At 62.6% G+C, this 14,248-nt stretch carries 15 protein-coding genes; 11 read left to right on the plus strand and 4 right to left on the minus strand.

Translation table 11 applies throughout. The features are described from left to right. Positions 1 to 5 precede the first annotated feature (5 nt). On the minus strand, positions 6 to 500 hold the full coding sequence (locus tag C8K61_RS16635) for an LEA type 2 family protein (protein ID WP_108097444.1): 495 nt from the start codon (positions 498 to 500) through the stop codon (positions 6 to 8). Between the two features lie 127 nt (positions 501 to 627). Here C8K61_RS16635 and C8K61_RS16640 point away from each other — a divergent pair, with 127 nt between their 5' ends. After that, the gene (locus tag C8K61_RS16640) at positions 628 to 1,194 is read left to right on the plus strand and encodes a hypothetical protein (protein WP_108097443.1); all 567 of its coding nucleotides are present in this window, start codon (positions 628 to 630) and stop codon (positions 1,192 to 1,194) included. 106 nt (positions 1,195 to 1,300) lie between these two features. Here the strand turns inward: C8K61_RS16640 and C8K61_RS16645 are convergent, their stop codons facing one another. Together C8K61_RS16645 and C8K61_RS16650 are read right to left on the minus strand one after the other, a co-directional pair. Continuing rightward, positions 1,301 to 1,786: a YchJ family protein gene (locus C8K61_RS16645; RefSeq protein WP_108097442.1), complete on the minus strand. Its 486-nt coding sequence runs from the start codon at positions 1,784 to 1,786 to the stop codon at positions 1,301 to 1,303. A gap of 5 nt (positions 1,787 to 1,791) precedes the next feature. Continuing rightward, complete coding sequence (locus C8K61_RS16650; protein ID WP_108097441.1) at positions 1,792 to 2,289, minus strand: DUF6231 family protein; 498 nt, start codon at positions 2,287 to 2,289, stop codon at positions 1,792 to 1,794. A gap of 131 nt (positions 2,290 to 2,420) precedes the next feature. On the opposite strand from C8K61_RS16650, the gene C8K61_RS16655 reads away from it, so the two are divergent. From C8K61_RS16655 to C8K61_RS16670, 4 genes are all read left to right on the plus strand, one after another. After that, positions 2,421 to 3,119: an OmpA family protein gene (locus C8K61_RS16655; protein ID WP_108097440.1), complete on the plus strand. Its 699-nt coding sequence runs from the start codon at positions 2,421 to 2,423 to the stop codon at positions 3,117 to 3,119. A gap of 109 nt (positions 3,120 to 3,228) precedes the next feature. Then, entirely contained in the window at positions 3,229 to 3,891 is a 663-nt protein-coding gene (locus C8K61_RS16660; RefSeq protein WP_108097439.1) for an OmpA family protein, read from the plus strand. Between the two features lie 149 nt (positions 3,892 to 4,040). Next, a complete protein-coding gene (locus tag C8K61_RS16665) occupies positions 4,041 to 4,412 on the plus strand; it encodes a DUF1145 domain-containing protein (protein WP_108097438.1) in 372 nt (123 codons plus the stop codon). Beyond that, entirely contained in the window at positions 4,405 to 5,184 is a 780-nt protein-coding gene (locus tag C8K61_RS16670; protein ID WP_178086466.1) for a collagen-like protein, read from the plus strand. The genes C8K61_RS16665 and C8K61_RS16670 overlap by 8 nt, the downstream gene beginning before the upstream one ends. Positions 5,185 to 5,258: 74 nt before the next feature. On the opposite strand, the gene C8K61_RS16675 is transcribed toward C8K61_RS16670, so the two are convergent. Then, a complete protein-coding gene (locus tag C8K61_RS16675; protein WP_108097437.1) occupies positions 5,259 to 5,723 on the minus strand; it encodes a CopD family protein in 465 nt (154 codons plus the stop codon). A 100-nt stretch (positions 5,724 to 5,823) separates the two neighbouring features. Here C8K61_RS16675 and dinG point away from each other — a divergent pair, with 100 nt between their 5' ends. The 6 genes from dinG to C8K61_RS16705 all read left to right on the plus strand — a co-directional run bounded on the left by dinG (position 5,824) and on the right by C8K61_RS16705 (position 14,232). Continuing rightward, on the plus strand, positions 5,824 to 7,968 hold the full coding sequence (gene dinG, locus C8K61_RS16680) for an ATP-dependent DNA helicase DinG (protein ID WP_108097436.1): 2,145 nt from the start codon (positions 5,824 to 5,826) through the stop codon (positions 7,966 to 7,968). A gap of 59 nt (positions 7,969 to 8,027) precedes the next feature. Next, entirely contained in the window at positions 8,028 to 10,556 is a 2,529-nt protein-coding gene (locus tag C8K61_RS16685) for a beta-agarase (protein WP_108097435.1), read from the plus strand. A 96-nt stretch (positions 10,557 to 10,652) separates the two neighbouring features. Then, the gene (locus tag C8K61_RS16690; RefSeq protein WP_371920003.1) at positions 10,653 to 11,792 is read left to right on the plus strand and encodes a serine hydrolase domain-containing protein; all 1,140 of its coding nucleotides are present in this window, start codon (positions 10,653 to 10,655) and stop codon (positions 11,790 to 11,792) included. Positions 11,793 to 12,016: 224 nt separating this feature from the next. Next, positions 12,017 to 12,964 (plus strand): OmpA family protein, encoded by a 948-nt coding sequence (locus tag C8K61_RS16695; protein WP_108097433.1) that lies wholly within the window; start codon positions 12,017 to 12,019, stop codon positions 12,962 to 12,964. Between the two features lie 54 nt (positions 12,965 to 13,018). Next, on the plus strand, positions 13,019 to 13,666 hold the full coding sequence (pdxH, locus tag C8K61_RS16700) for a pyridoxamine 5'-phosphate oxidase (RefSeq protein WP_108097432.1): 648 nt from the start codon (positions 13,019 to 13,021) through the stop codon (positions 13,664 to 13,666). Between the two features lie 101 nt (positions 13,667 to 13,767). Then, positions 13,768 to 14,232: a glycine zipper 2TM domain-containing protein gene (locus C8K61_RS16705; RefSeq protein ID WP_108097431.1), complete on the plus strand. Its 465-nt coding sequence runs from the start codon at positions 13,768 to 13,770 to the stop codon at positions 14,230 to 14,232. Positions 14,233 to 14,248: the final 16 nt, after the last annotated feature.

Consider the following 14,248-nt stretch of genomic DNA (forward strand, 5'->3'; position numbering starts at 1 on the left):
GCGGGTTACTCCGGAATAAAATCGCCGGGAATTATCTCGCCATTTCGTTCCAGGTGCACGCTCGAGCCGAACAATACGCCGGTGTCGGCTACGCCATAGAAGCGGTAGCGAATCGGCTGGTCGTGTTTTTCCAGCATCTTGGCGATGGGTTTGAGCTTGCTCCACAGGTTGGTGCGCAGTGGAATCTTCAGGGTGCGGTGACCGTTGGCCGGCACAGTGGCCCAGACATCCGACTCGCCATCGGCCAGCTTGATGTCATTGAGGTAGAGGCTGAAGGTCATGCCGCGGATCGGCAGGTCGCTGTCGTTGGGGTTGTCGAGGCGCAGGTGCAACAAGAATTCCTGTTCCACCAGCCGGGCCCTGACCACTTCGACTTTCTGCAACTGCACGCTGGGGTCTTGCAGCTCACCGGAAAACCACGAACAGCCACCCAAGCCTGCGACCAGGCCGAGCAGAAGAACTAACCTCAAGTAGGTGGTGCAGGTGGCGTGCTGCCGCATGGCGGACTCCTTGTTGGCCGAGTGTGTCGCAACCCGCAGCTTGTGGGCAACCTGTTGTTTATGTAAAAAAATCTGCGCCATACTGACGGCTGACTCGGACAGGACAGACTCGGACAGGAGAGCACCCATGAGCCGCTACGAGATCGCCTTCTCCGGACAATTGGTGCCCGGTGCCCAGTTGGATCAGGTGAAAGCCAACATGGCCAAGCTGTTCCAGGCCGACGCCCAGCGCATCGCCCTGTTGTTCTCCGGCCGTCGTCTGGTGATCAAGAACAACCTCGACGAAGCCGCGGCGGAAAAATACCGCGCGACCATCGAGCGCGCCGGAGCGCTGGTCGAAGTCTGCAACATGGACGTCGAGATCGAAGAAGTGGAGCTGGCCCCGCCACCTCCTTACGAGCCGCCGGCACCCGTTGCAGCCCCGGTCGCCGCCGCCAGCAGTGCCGGCTCGCCCAAGCCGTTGGTGGTCGCCCCGCGTGATGAGTACATGGCCGCCTTCAGCGACGTGGAAGCGCCGGACTTTGGCATTGCGCCGGTGGGTGTTGATCTGCAGGACGAGAAACCGGAACCGGTAGCGCCCAAGGTCGACCTCAGCCAGTTCAGCCTGGCGCCTGCCGGTAGCGACATGGGCCAGGCCAAAACCGCACCGGCCGGACCACCGCCGGATATCTCGCACCTGAAATTGCAGGAATAAAAAAAGCCCGCGCAATGCGGGCTTTGTTTTTGTGGGAGGGGCTTTAGCCGCGAGCTTTTAAGGTCAAGAGCTCGCGGCTGAAGCTCCTCCCACAGAAAGCATGGCGTTATACAAACCCCGCGCAGCACTTCTTGAACTTCAACCCGCCGCCACAGGGGCACGGATCATTGCGCGTGGCCTTCAATGGCACCGTGCTGTCGATGAAGTACCAACGCCCGTCGTTCTGCACAAACCCCGAACGCTCGCGGTGCGCATGCTCGCCGCTGTCGTCGTGCCAGCGCGCGGTGAAGGTGACGAAGGCATGTTCAGGCTTGCCGCCAAGCACTTCGGCGCTTTCCACTTCCAGCCCCAGCCAGGTGCTCTGGGCGCTCCAGAGCTGCATCGCGGCAGTGTCCAGTTCGGCTTGCTGGGCGGGCAGGGTGGTGGCCTTGAGGTAATCGATATTGCCTAGCACGTAAGCGCTGTAGCGCGAGCGCATCAGGGTTTCCGCGCTCGGCGCCGGGGTGCCGTCGTGGTAGTGGCCGCAGCAGGCGCCAAGCAAGTTGCCGCTGCCGCAGGGGCACGCTGTTTCCGGGGTGTGTGAAGGGGGCATAGCAACTACCACCAGTACTTTCCGAAGTTTGCCGGGTTGGCCCAGAACTTGGCGTTGAGCCAGTCCGGCACCTGTTTGTATTCACGCAGGTCGTAGGTGAACAGGGTCAGCACCTGTTCGTCGCGCTTGAACCGTTCGCTGGCTTGCAGGGCCAGGGCATACAGGTCGGTGTCATGCAGGCCGCAGGCGGGCAGGTCGACCAGCACCGCCAGGCGACTGGCATTCAGATTGCGAATGCCGCCGAGCAGTTCCAGGCCGGTGCGTTTGGGCAGGTGCTCCAGGCAGTCGGCGATCAGCGCCAGGTCGAAACGTTGCGCCGCCAGATCGGCCGGCAGCGGGCCGGCTGCAGCGAAAGCGCAGATGCTGTCCGGGTGGGCTTGCTGGAAGGCGAGCACGGCGGGAAAGTCCACCGCGCCGACCACCAGCAGACGCGCCGGCGCGTAACGGTCCAGAAGCGCGGCCACCGCTTGTTGCGGCGTGCGCGCAGAAAAACTTTCAGTCATCGAAAATCCTCGAACATGAGCGACAAGCCTAGCTGGATGCAGCGATATGGCCTAGTGCTGGCGGATTCTAAAAGTGCCGTCTTTAATCCCAGAGTGTCGGTTTACGCCGATCCCCTGAGGAGACTGTGCATATGAGCATTAAAAGGACTGCAGTACCCCTGATTCTGTTGAGTACTTTGCTGACCGGCTGCGCCGGTTTACAGAAAACCGATTGGCCAACCTGTGCAGCGGTTGGTGGTGTAGGTGGTGCCGCGTTGGGTGCTATCGAGAGTTCAGCCTGGGCTGGCTGGGGCGCATTAGGTGGCGCCGCGTTGGCTGCAGGTTATTGCTGGAGCCATGGCGACGGCGACGAAGACGGTGACGGCGTGCCAGACAGCCGTGACAAGTGCCCGGGCACACCGCCAGGCACCCGTGTGGATGCCAATGGTTGCCCACCACCAGCGGTAGTTGAGGAAGTGCAAGAGCAGGTCGTGGTGGTTGAAGATGAAGTGATCGTGGTTCGTGACGTGCTGTTCGAATTCGACTCGGCCAAGCTCACCGCAACCGACAAAACCAAGCTGGACACCATTGCCACCCGCCTGAAAAACGAAGCGCCGAATGCCAAGCTGACCGTTAGCGGGCATACCGACAGTGTCGGTTCGGATGCCTACAACCAGAAACTGTCGGAACGCCGCGCGCAGTCCGTGGCTGACTATCTGGTGGCCAATGGCGTGTCGCCGAATAACGTCGTAGACGTGGTCGGTGCCGGTGAAAGCGTGCCTGTGGCGGACAACAAGACAGCCGATGGCCGTCAGCTGAACCGTCGCGTGGAAATCAAGATCCATCGTTAGCAGAACCGCAAGCCCCCGTTAATACTGCGCTGTACGCCTTGTGCGGCGCAGTTTGCGGGTCTTTACTTCTGAGTTACCGGCACTCGCCGGTGACTCAGGAGACTATAAAATGCCAACCTTATCCTTACGGGTAACGGTACCCATTCTTCTGGTCAGCAGTGTTCTATCTGGTTGCATGACTACCTCCAGTAACGGGGATGCCGTGGTCAATCAGGGGAACTGGCCCATTTGTACCGTTTTCGGTTTGATCTGCTATGCGCTGGATGGTGATGACGACTCCGATGGAGTTCATGATCGCCGTGATGTCTGCGCCGATACGCCTGCCAATACCCCGGTAAACACCAGTGGTTGCCCATTGCCGCAATACCCTGCGGCTACGCCGGCACCACCACCTGAACCTGAACCCACGCCTGTCGCCCAGAACGAAACCATCGTGCTCAGCGACGCTGGCGATGTGTTGTTCGCGTTCGACTCGGCCGAGTTGAGCGAAAGCGCCAAAAGCGCGCTGGTGGAAATCAGTAAACGCCTCAGCGGCGCCACGCTGGTCAGCGTGCAAGTGGCTGGGCATACCGACAGCAAAGGCTCGGATGCCTATAACCAGAAACTCTCCGAACGGCGCGCCCAGAGCGTGTCGAACTTCCTTACCGCGCAAGGCATACCCGCCAGCAAGCTGTCGGTCGTCGGCTACGGCGAGAGCCAGCCAGTGGCCGACAACACCACGGATGGCGGGCGTGCGCAGAACCGTCGAGTGGAGTTGCACGTCACTCGGTAGGGAGAATCGCTAGGGCAACATCGTACTGTTGAGTGGAAAAAAACAGCGGAGGCCTTGGCCTCCGTTGTTTTTTGTCTGGCACGCTGGTTTCGTTCACCCGCTAAGGGGTAAGGTGCGCGACGAGCAAAAAATAACAAGGGGAGCGTGGGATGAAGGTGTTTTTGCAGGTGGGGAAAACCGCGGTGGCGGTGTTCTGGTTGCTGGTGCTGGTCAACCTGTTCAGCCCGCTGAACAAACCGGTGGACCTGCTGCTGAACGTGTTAGGTGGTCTGGTGCTGCTGGCCCATGTAGTGGAACTGGGGTTGTTCGGCGCGCGCCTGCGTGGTTTGGCCAACATTAACCTGCACCGCGTGCAAGTGCTGCTGTTTGGCATCTTTCATCTGTACGGCCTGGCCGAGCCACAGACCGCCGTCGTGATCGACGCCGTCCCCGAGGCAGTTGCCGAACAAGCGCCGGTTGAGCTCAACCAGGCAGCGGTAGTCGACAGCACCAGCAGCGATGTGGAGGTGCAGCATGCATAAGCCACTGCTCGCCGCATTCGCCCTGCCACTGCTGCTGGCCAGCGCCCTGGCCCAGGCCGAGGTGCAAGTCGCGGTCGCCGCCAACTCCATGCTGCGCCTGCCCAATTCCACCAGCACCTTGCTGCTTGATCGTTTGCAGATCGCCGAGTCGGCCACCCTGGTGGTGCCGGCTACGGTCACCGAAATTCGTGTGGGCAAGCTGGAAATGGGCCGCGACGCGCATATCTCGATTGCCCCCAGCAGCCAACCGTTCCGCCTGGAAGCGCGGCATGCCGAACTGGCGACTGGCGCGCATATCAATGCCCGTGGTGCCAGCGGCAGCTTCGAAAAACCAGCCACGCCGGGGCGTAATCTCAGTATCCGGTTGGAACAGGCCCAGGTGGGCGAGATGACCATCGACGCGCGTGGCGGCATCGGCCGACCGGGCTACCAGGGGCTGGACGGCGCCGACGGTCAAGCGCCGGGTTGCACCTGGGGTGAAGCCGAGCCGGGTTATGACGGCCAGAACGGTGGCGACGGTCAGACCGGCGCGGCCGGCGGCCAGGTGCGTCTGGAAGTACCGGCGAACTTCCCCGATAACCTGCTCAGGGTGAGAGTCGATGGCGGCTTGGGCGGCGCGGCGGGCGAAGCCGGTAAAGGCGGGCAGGGCGGCGCTTCGAAAGGTTGTCTGGTGTACCGCGCCGATGGCGCCAAGCCAGGCAAGCCCGGTCAGCCTGGGCAGCCGGGCGGCAACGGCAGCGCCGGTAGCGTTAATCTGGTGCGTATCCAGTAACGGCTAATCGCGGCTGAAGCCGCTCCTACGGGAACCGCGGTCTCCTGTAGGAGCGGCTTCAGCCGCGATGCTTGTTAAAAACTCGCGCGCGTCGCCGCAACGGTGATGACGGCAATCCCGATCAACAAATTAAGCCCCACCAGGCGCCGGATCTTGCCCAACACCGCGCCACCCGCCGGCCAGTCTTCGCTGGCAATCGCCCGTTTCAGCTCCGGCAATTGCAACGCCTGAATGCGGATGAACAGGGCGAGCATGGCCAGATACAGGCCCATCATCACCTGCACATACTTGGGCGCTGTCTCGAAACCGCCAAAATGCAGCTGTAGCATGCCCACGCCGCCAATCGGCAACACCAGCACACACACCCACACAAAGAGAAAAAAGCGCGGAAACACTTCGCCCCACAAACGCAGGCGGGCCGGGGCTTCCAGGGCAGTAACGGCGGCCGGGCGGAGGACCATCCAGGCGAAGAACATGCCCCCCACCCAGACAACGGCAGCCAAAACATGCAGGGCGTAGAGCAGGGCATATACAGTCATTCACAATCTCCGGTCGGCGGTTAGCAAAACGCGCGCTATCATAGCCGCCCAGTTTGACCACTGAACATTTATCCCGCCCGCTTACCTCGCAGAACCCTCCGTGCTCAGTACCGAAATCAAGTCCCAGATCCAGGGCGCCTATTCCCGCTTTCTCGAAGCCAAAGGGCTGAAGCCACGCTATGGCCAGCGTTTGATGATTGCCGAGATCGCCAAGGTGTTGGGCACCATCAAGGTCGACGACGAAGGCCGGCGCAGCAGCGACCCCGCCGTGGTGGCGGTGGAAGCCGGCACCGGTACCGGCAAGACCGTGGCCTACAGCCTGGCGACCATTCCCCTGGCCAAGGCCGCCGGCAAACGCCTGGTGATCGCCACCGCCACCGTCGCCCTGCAAGAGCAGATCGTGTTCAAAGACCTGCCCGAGGTGATGCGCAACAGTGGCCTGAGTTTCACCTTCGCCCTGGCCAAGGGCCGCGGCCGTTACCTGTGCCTGTCCAAACTGGACCTGCTGCTGCAGGAAGGCGAGTCGCAAAGCGCGACGGCGGCGTTGTTTGAAGAGGAAGGCTTCAAAATCGAAGTCGACCAAGGCAACCAGAAACTGTTTACCGAGATGGTCACCAAGCTGGCCGGCAACAAGTGGGACGGTGACCGCGACAACTGGTCCGAGACCATCGACGACGCCGACTGGGCGCGTCTGACCACCGACCACAGCCAGTGCACCAACCGCCATTGCCCGAACTTTCAAACCTGTGCCTTCTATAAAGCCCGCGAAGGCATGGGCAAGGTTGACGTGATCGTCACCAACCACGACATGGTCCTCGCCGACCTGGCCCTTGGCGGCGGCGCCGTACTGCCCGACCCGCGCGACACCCTCTACGTGTTCGACGAAGGCCACCACCTGCCGGACAAGGCCATCGGCCATTTCGCCCATTTCACCCGCCTGCGTTCCACCGCCGACTGGCTGGAGCTGACGGCCAAGAACCTGACCAAGCTGCTGGCGCAGAACCAATTGCCCGGCGACCTCGGCCGCCTGATCGAGCAAGTGCCGATCCTGGCGCGGGAAATCCGCACCCAGCAGCAATTCATGTTCAATGCCTGTGAGCAACTGGCCGACTTCAAGGCCGGTGAAGACATGGAAGGCCGCGAGCGCCCGCGTCACCGCTTTATCGGTGGCGTGGTGCCGGAGCACCTGACCGAGATGGGCCTGGAGCTGAAAAAGGGCTTCTCGCGCCTAACCGACCTGTTCACCGGCCTTACCGAACTGCTAAAAAAATCCATGGATGGCGAGGCCGCCATCGGCATCGCCAGCCACCAGGCCGAGGAGTGGTACCCGCTGTTCGGCAGTCTGCTGGCTCGCGCGCAGAACAACTGGGAACTGTGGCTGGCGTTCACCGCTGAAGATCCGGAGGAAAGCCCGCCCATGGCGCGTTGGCTGACCCTGGCAGAAGGCGGGGCGATGTTCGACATCGAGGTCAACGCCAGCCCGATCCTGGCTGCCGAAACCCTGCGCCGCAGTTTGTGGAACGTCGCCTACGGCGCCCTGGTGACCTCGGCCACCCTCACGGCGCTGGGCACTTTTGATCGTTTCCGCATGCGCGCTGGTTTGCCGAAAGTGGCCGTCACCGCCGTGGTGCCAAGCCCGTTCCAACACGCCGACGCTGGTGTATTGCGGGTGCCGGACCTGAAAGCCGACCCGCGCGATGCCACCGCCCATACCGCCGCCATCATCCGTGAACTGCCCGGCCTGGTCGAAGGGTCGCGCGGCACCCTGGTGCTGTTCTCGTCGCGCAAACAGATGCAGGACGTGTTCGACGGCCTGGACCGCGACTGGCGTAAGCGCGTGTTCATCCAGGGCAATTTGTCCAAGCAGGAAACCCTGAACAAGCACAAGGCGCGCGTCGACGACGGCGAAGCCAGTGTGCTGTTCGGTCTGGCCAGTTTTGCCGAAGGGGTCGACTTGCCCGGCGCTTACTGCGAACACGTGGTGATCGCCAAGATTCCTTTCGCCGTGCCGGATGACCCGGTGGAAGCGGCCCTCGCCGAATGGATCGAGGCCCGTGGCGGCAACCCGTTTATGGAAATCGCCGTGCCGGATGCTTCACTGCGTCTGGTACAAGCCTGTGGTCGCCTGCTGCGTACCGAGGCTGATCGCGGCACTATTACGCTTTTGGATAGACGCGTTGTCACCCAACGCTACGGCAAGGCCATTCTCAATGCCTTGCCACCGTTTCGCCGAGAAATTACTTAAGACAGCATCAATTTCGAAGCCTGCTGTCTATTGGCTGGTTGTTTAGGAGAGCCCGTCACATGATTCGCCGTTCACTGCCCGGTATTTTCGCCTTGATGGTTGCAGCGCCCCCCCTGGCGCTGGCCGCCGAGCAACAGACGCTATTCAATTTCGTCAGCCCCGCCGATGTGGTGCAGGTGCAGACGCAGAACGCCAGCCTGCCTTCGTTGACCGCTGAACTGGCGGCCGAAAGCGAGCCGATGCGGCGGGTGACGTTCAACCCTTCGGATAATCCCAGCCTGCGTCTGACCCCGCAGAACGGTGCGTGGGATTGGTCGAAAGCCAATGTCATGACCCTGCGCATCCAGAACGCCATGGACTGGGCCTTGACCCTCGACATCCGCATGGAAAGCAGCGACGGCAAGGTGCTCACCAGCCGCATCGCGCTGCCAGCCGGCCCGGCGCAAAACCTGTTAATCCCTCTGCACGCCACCTCGCCGCGCGCTCAAGGCATGCGTGCCGGCCCGGCGATGCCGTGGACCGTCGATGGCCAGCGGGTAATTCTCGCCGACACCGTCGAAGGCGATCTGGACCTCAGCAAGGTCAGCGCCGTGGGCATCTACATGAGCCGTCCGGACGTGCCGCAAAGCATCCTGCTCGGCCGGTTTGGTGTGCGCGAAGGCGACGAAACCCAGCAGCAACTCTTTACCGGCATCGTCGACGCCTATGGCCAATACACCCGCGGGCAGTGGCCGGAGAAGGTTGGCAGCGACGAGCAACTGAAAGCCGCTGCGGCCAAGGAAGCCGGTCAGCTCAAGGGCTGGTTGGAAAAACGCGGTGAAACCGACCAGTACGGCGGCCTGCTCGGCGGCCCGACCTTCGATGCCTCGGGCTTCTTCCGTACCGAGAAACGCGATGGCCGCTGGTTCCTGGTGACCCCTGAAGGGCACCCGTTCTACTCCCTCGGGGTGAACACCATCAGCGCCGGCAACAGCGCCACCTACGTCGAAGGCCGTGAAAGCATGTTCACCAGCCTGCCGAAAGATGGCGAGGCGCTGGCCGCCTACTACGGCGGCAGCAGCAGCCGTGCCGACACCGGCGCCGCCAAAGGCCGCAACTTCGACCAGGGCCGCTGGTTCGACTTCTACCGCGCCAACCTACAGCGCACCTGGCCGCAGCAGAAGTGCGCCGACCTGGCCGACAAGAGCAGCGCCCAGGTGGTCAGCGAAGACGACAGCGAAGCCGCCGTCGACGAAGCCGGCAACCCGGTCGCCAGCGCCACCCCGACGCCAGTCGTGGCGGCGCCTGTTGAAGCGGCCAAGCCGGCCGTGGCCGAAGAAATGTGCGTGACCAAGAGCTTCGATGCCGCACGCTGGACCCAGAACACCCTGGACCGTCTGCAAGCCTGGGGCTTCAACACCGTCGGCAACTGGAGCGATCCGTCGCTGGCCGCCGCCAAGCGCATGCCGTACACCTTGCCGCTATCGATCAGTGGCGACTACAAAACCATCAGCACCGGCGTCGATTGGTGGGGCGGCATGCCTGACCCGTTCGACCCGCGTTTCGCCATGGCCGCCGAACGCGCCGTGGCCATCGCCACCCGCGATCACCGTGACGACCCGTGGTTGGTCGGCTTCTTCGCCGACAACGAACTGGCCTGGGCCGGTCCGGCCAATGACCCCAACGCCCGTTACGCGTTGGCCTACGGCACCCTGAACCTGACCACGGATGTACCGGCCAAACGCGCCTTCCTGAAAATGCTGCGCGACAAGTACCGCAATCAGGACGGCCTGTCCAAAGCCTGGGGCATCGAGTTGCCGGCCTGGGAATTGATGGAAGACCCGGGTTTCCAGGCGCCACGCCCGAACCCCGAGCACCCGGCCATCGAAGCGGACATGCAGCAGTTCCAGCGCCTGTTCGCCGACACCTACTTCAAAACCATCGACGACGCGCTCAACTGGCACGCGCCTAACCACCTGCTGCTGGGTGGCCGTTTCGCCGCCAGCAACCCGGAAGCGGTGGCCTCCTGCGCCCAGTACTGCGACGTGCTGAGCTTCAACTTCTATACCAAGGAGCCCCAGCACGGTTATGACTTCGCCGCGCTGAAGACCCTCGACAAGCCGATTCTGGTCACCGAATTCCACTTCGGCTCGCGCGACCGCGGCCCGTTCTGGGGCGGCGTCAGCGAGGTGTACAACGAAGAGCAGCGTGGCCCGGCCTATGCGCACTTTGTTGAAGAGGCAGTGAAGGAGCCGATGATCGTCGGCACCCACCTGTTCCAATACCTCGACCAACCGGTGACCGGTCGCCTGCTGGACGGCGAAAACGGCCACTTCGGCCTGGTGGCGATTACCGACCGGCCATTCGACGGCTTTGTCAAAGCCGTGCGCAAAGCCAACCTCGAGGCCATGCAGGCAGTAATCAAGCCTGTTGCAGCACCCGCTGCGGCACCGGCCAAACCTGACGGCACCGGTAAAGGTGGCGAGGGCAAAGGCAAGGGCGAGGGCAAGGGTGGAGAGGGCAAAGGTGGCGAAGGCCACGGCGGCCCGGGTGGCGGCGCCGGTGGCCATGACGGCGCCGGCGGCGGTGCCGGTGGTGGTCGCGGTTAAATGCTTGCCCGATTTTCGGATGGTTTCCTGCGTGTGGTGGGTGGTCACAGACTACCCATCCGCTGAGTCCTGCCTGAGGAGTTGAACGTGCAGCAAGTGCAAGGCTATTTCGATATCAAGTTCGAAGCCGTCAAAGACGCCTTCGCCGCCCTGTTCGAAGACCCCCAGGAGCGCGGTGGCGCCCTGTGCATCCAGATCGACGGCGAAACCGTGATCGACATCTGGTGCGGTACCGCCGACAAGGCCGGTGAGCAGGCGTGGAATACCGACACCATCGCCAACCTGTTTTCCTGCACCAAAACCTTCACTGCCGTCGCTGCCTTGCAGCTGGTAGGAGAGGGCAAACTGGCCCTGGACGTGCCGGTGGCCTCGCTGTGGCCGGAGTTCGCTGCCGCGGGCAAAGAACAGATCACCCTGCGCCAGTTGCTCAGCCACCGCGCCGGCCTGCCGGCGGTGCGTGAAATGCTGCCGCCCGAAGCGCTGTACCAATGGGACACCATGACCGCTGCGCTCGCTGCAGAAACCCCGTGGTGGACGCCGGGCACTGGCCATGGCTACGCCGCCATCACCTATGGCTGGCTGGTGGGCGAGTTGCTGCGCCGGGTTGAGGGCAAAGGTCCGGGTGATGTCATCGTCGCCCGTACCGCGCAGCCGCTGGGGCTGGATTTCCATGTCGGGCTGGCTGATCAGGAGTTCTACCGGGTGGCGGAAATCTCCCGCGCCAAGGGCAACTTTGGCGACGCTTCGGCCCAGCGCCTGCTGAAAACCATGATGAGCGAGCCGGCCTCCATGAGTACCCGCGCCTTCGCCAACCCGCCATCGATCATGACCAGCACCAACAAGCCGGAGTGGCGGCGCATGCAACAGCCGGCGGCCAATGGCCACGGCAATGCGCGTAGCCTGGCAGGCTTCTACAGCGGCTTGCTGAGCGGCCAGTTGCTCGACAGTGAATTGCTCGCCGAACTGACCCGCGAACACAGCGTTGGTGAGGACAAAACCCTGCTCACGCAAACCCGCTTTGGCCTCGGCTGCATGCTCGACCAACCGGACGTGCCTAACGGCACCTATGGCCTGGGGCCACGTGCCTTTGGTCATCCCGGCGCTGGCGGTTCTATCGGCTTTGCCGATCCTGAGTGTAAGGTGGCTTTCGGCTTCGTCACCAATACCCTCGGGCCCTACGTATTGATGGACCCACGGGCGCAGAAGTTGGCGCGCACACTGGGTGCTTGCCTATAGTTGTTACGAATATTTCACAACGAAGCTGTTTACATTGGGGGCGGACGCGCAGATAGGACATCGGGCGTTCGTCAATTGTGATCATCTTTGCCGCTGCACCGTTGCCATGGCTGCCCGTTAGAAGCAGCCAGCTACGCGAACCAGGTCCCGGCCATAGCGCCCTCCGAAGCAGAGAGCGTGGGCCATCTGGTTCTTGAGCTTATTTTTTTGTGTTTGAGGTTCCAATGTTTCCGATCAAGTCTGCTGCTGCCCTGGCGCTGTGCGTCGCTCTTGCTGCGTGTTCTTCTACCCCCGAAACCCCTGACGCTTCCGCCGCTGCCAAAGCCCCTGTGGCCAGCGCCGCCAAACCTGAAAGCGGTGGCCATTGGTGGTGGCCGTTTGGTGATGACAAAGCCGAAGCGAAAGCCGCTGTGGCCATGCCCGACCCGAAAATCACCCAAGCCTGGATGGATCAGTACGAGCCGCGTCTGCGCGAAGCGCTGGATGGCAGCAAGTTTCAGCTGGAGCGCCGGGAAAACCTGCTGGTGGTCTCCGCTCCAGCGGACTCGACCTTCAACCCCGATCGCCCGAGCATGCTGATGCCGGTCACCCTGGGCCCGATCACCCGTGTCGCCAAGCTGGTGGAAAACGACAAGCAAGTGGCGGTGTTGATCCTCGGCCATGCCGACCCGAGCGGTGAAGAAACCCGCAACCGCGAACTGAGCCTGGAACGCGCCCGCGCCGTGACCGCGATCTTCCGCTTGAGCGGGTTGAAGAATGATCGCCTGATGGTGCGTGGTTTCGGCTCGGTATTGCCGCGTGCCGCCAACGACAGCCCTGAAGGCCGCGCCCTCAACCGTCGTGTGGAAATCATGCTGACCCCGCAAGACACCATGAGTGCGCTGCTGGCCAAGTACAACCAACCGGCGCCAGTGCCGGCTGCGCAGACCCTGGTGCGTAACGACCCGGTTCCGGCCGTGGCCCCGGCTAAAACCGCAGCCAAACCAGCGGTGAAAAAAGCGGCTGCCAAGCCGGCGGCAAAACCTGCTGTGGCGGCGAAAAAACCAGCGGTCAAACCAGCTGCGAGCAAGCCGGCGGCGAGCAAACCAACTGCTGCAAAGACGACACCGGTCAAGGTCGTGAAGGCCGATCCGGCGCAGTCTACGGACAAGGTCGCTGCGGCGAAAAACTGAGCCTGGCGGCCGACCGTACAGTGTTGAAAAACTGCGTGCTTTAGGAGCTGCGTGATGACCGCCAACCTCGCCGATATGCGTCGAGACTACACCCGCGACGGGCTCACCGAGGCGCAAGCCCCGGCTGAGCCCCTGGCCTTGTTCCAGCAATGGTTCAGCGATGCGCGCAACACCGAGCAACTGCCGGTGGAAGCCAACGCCATGACCCTGGCCACGGTCGACGCCCAAGGGCGTCCGCATTGCCGCGTGCTGCTGCTGAAAAGCCTGGATGCCTACGGCTTCACTTTCTTCACCAACTACGGCAGCGCCAAGGGCGAGCAGCTCGAAGCGCGGCCGTTTGCTGCTATGACCTTCTTTTGGCCGGCACTGGAGCGTCAGGTGCGCATTGAAGGGCGGGTGGAGAAGGTCAGTGCCGAGGAGTCCAACGACTACTTCCAGGTGCGCCCATTGGGCAGTCGCCTTGGGGCCTGGGCCTCGCCGCAGAGCCAGGTGATTGCCGACCGTGCCGAGCTCGAAGGCTTGCTGGCGGACACTGAAAAACGCTTTCTCGACCAGGCGCCAACCTGCCCGCCGCACTGGGGTGGTTACCGCTTGGTGCCTGAACGCATCGAGTTCTGGCAGGGCCGCGCCAGTCGCTTGCATGACCGTTTGAACTATCGTCTAGAAAACGGCAGTTGGTCGCGGGAGCGTTTGGCCCCCTGATAACGCCGTTCGGCTTGAGCCGGAATTATTCTTATGTGGCGACCGTGACAGTGTCGCGAGTGGCGCTGTCTAATAGCTCGTCATCTCCCGGAGGTACCGTTATGCGTAAGTCTGTTTTGTTAGTCGCATCGTTCACGGTGGCGGCACTGGCTCTGACCGGTTGCCAGTCGAGCCTGACCGGCGACAGCTATTCGCGCGACGAAGCGCGCACCGTGCAAACCGTGCGCATGGGCACCATCGAATCGCTGCGCCCAGTGAAAATCGAAGGCACCAAAACCCCAATCGGCGGAATCGCCGGTGCCGCCGTCGGTGGTGTAGCGGGTAGCACTGTGGGTGGCGGCAAGGGCAGCATTGTCGCGGCCGTGATTGGTGCGGTAGCCGGTGGTCTGCTGGGTTCGGCGACCGAAGAAGGCCTGACCCGTACCCAGGGCGTGGAAATCACCGTAAGGGAAGACGACGGCAGCATGCGTGCCTACGTGCAGGAAGTTCAGGAAAACGAGATTTTCCGTGTTGGCGAGCGGGTTCGTATCATGAGCGTCAACGGCACCAGCCGCGTCGCGCACTGAGTTTTCTGTTGTGAAG

It is taken from the genome of Pseudomonas sp. GV071, from assembly GCF_003050835.1.
Lineage (GTDB): Bacteria > Pseudomonadota > Gammaproteobacteria > Pseudomonadales > Pseudomonadaceae > Aquipseudomonas.

What these genes read in the sequence shown, in the direction of transcription:
- C8K61_RS16635 (WP_108097444.1), bottom strand. Translation starts at nt 500, where the DNA reads ATGCGGCAGCACGCCACCTGCACCACCTACTTGAGGTTAGTTCTTCTG.
- C8K61_RS16640 (WP_108097443.1), top strand. Translation starts at nt 628, where the DNA reads ATGAGCCGCTACGAGATCGCCTTCTCCGGACAATTGGTGCCCGGTGCC.
- C8K61_RS16645 (WP_108097442.1), bottom strand. Translation starts at nt 1,786, where the DNA reads ATGCCCCCTTCACACACCCCGGAAACAGCGTGCCCCTGCGGCAGCGGC.
- C8K61_RS16650 (WP_108097441.1), bottom strand. Translation starts at nt 2,289, where the DNA reads ATGACTGAAAGTTTTTCTGCGCGCACGCCGCAACAAGCGGTGGCCGCG.
- C8K61_RS16655 (WP_108097440.1), top strand. Translation starts at nt 2,421, where the DNA reads ATGAGCATTAAAAGGACTGCAGTACCCCTGATTCTGTTGAGTACTTTG.
- C8K61_RS16660 (WP_108097439.1), top strand. Translation starts at nt 3,229, where the DNA reads ATGCCAACCTTATCCTTACGGGTAACGGTACCCATTCTTCTGGTCAGC.
- C8K61_RS16665 (WP_108097438.1), top strand. Translation starts at nt 4,041, where the DNA reads ATGAAGGTGTTTTTGCAGGTGGGGAAAACCGCGGTGGCGGTGTTCTGG.
- C8K61_RS16670 (WP_178086466.1), top strand. Translation starts at nt 4,405, where the DNA reads ATGCATAAGCCACTGCTCGCCGCATTCGCCCTGCCACTGCTGCTGGCC.
- C8K61_RS16675 (WP_108097437.1), bottom strand. Translation starts at nt 5,723, where the DNA reads ATGACTGTATATGCCCTGCTCTACGCCCTGCATGTTTTGGCTGCCGTT.
- C8K61_RS16685 (WP_108097435.1), top strand. Translation starts at nt 8,028, where the DNA reads ATGATTCGCCGTTCACTGCCCGGTATTTTCGCCTTGATGGTTGCAGCG.
- C8K61_RS16695 (WP_108097433.1), top strand. Translation starts at nt 12,017, where the DNA reads ATGTTTCCGATCAAGTCTGCTGCTGCCCTGGCGCTGTGCGTCGCTCTT.
- pdxH (WP_108097432.1), top strand. Translation starts at nt 13,019, where the DNA reads ATGACCGCCAACCTCGCCGATATGCGTCGAGACTACACCCGCGACGGG.
- C8K61_RS16705 (WP_108097431.1), top strand. Translation starts at nt 13,768, where the DNA reads ATGCGTAAGTCTGTTTTGTTAGTCGCATCGTTCACGGTGGCGGCACTG.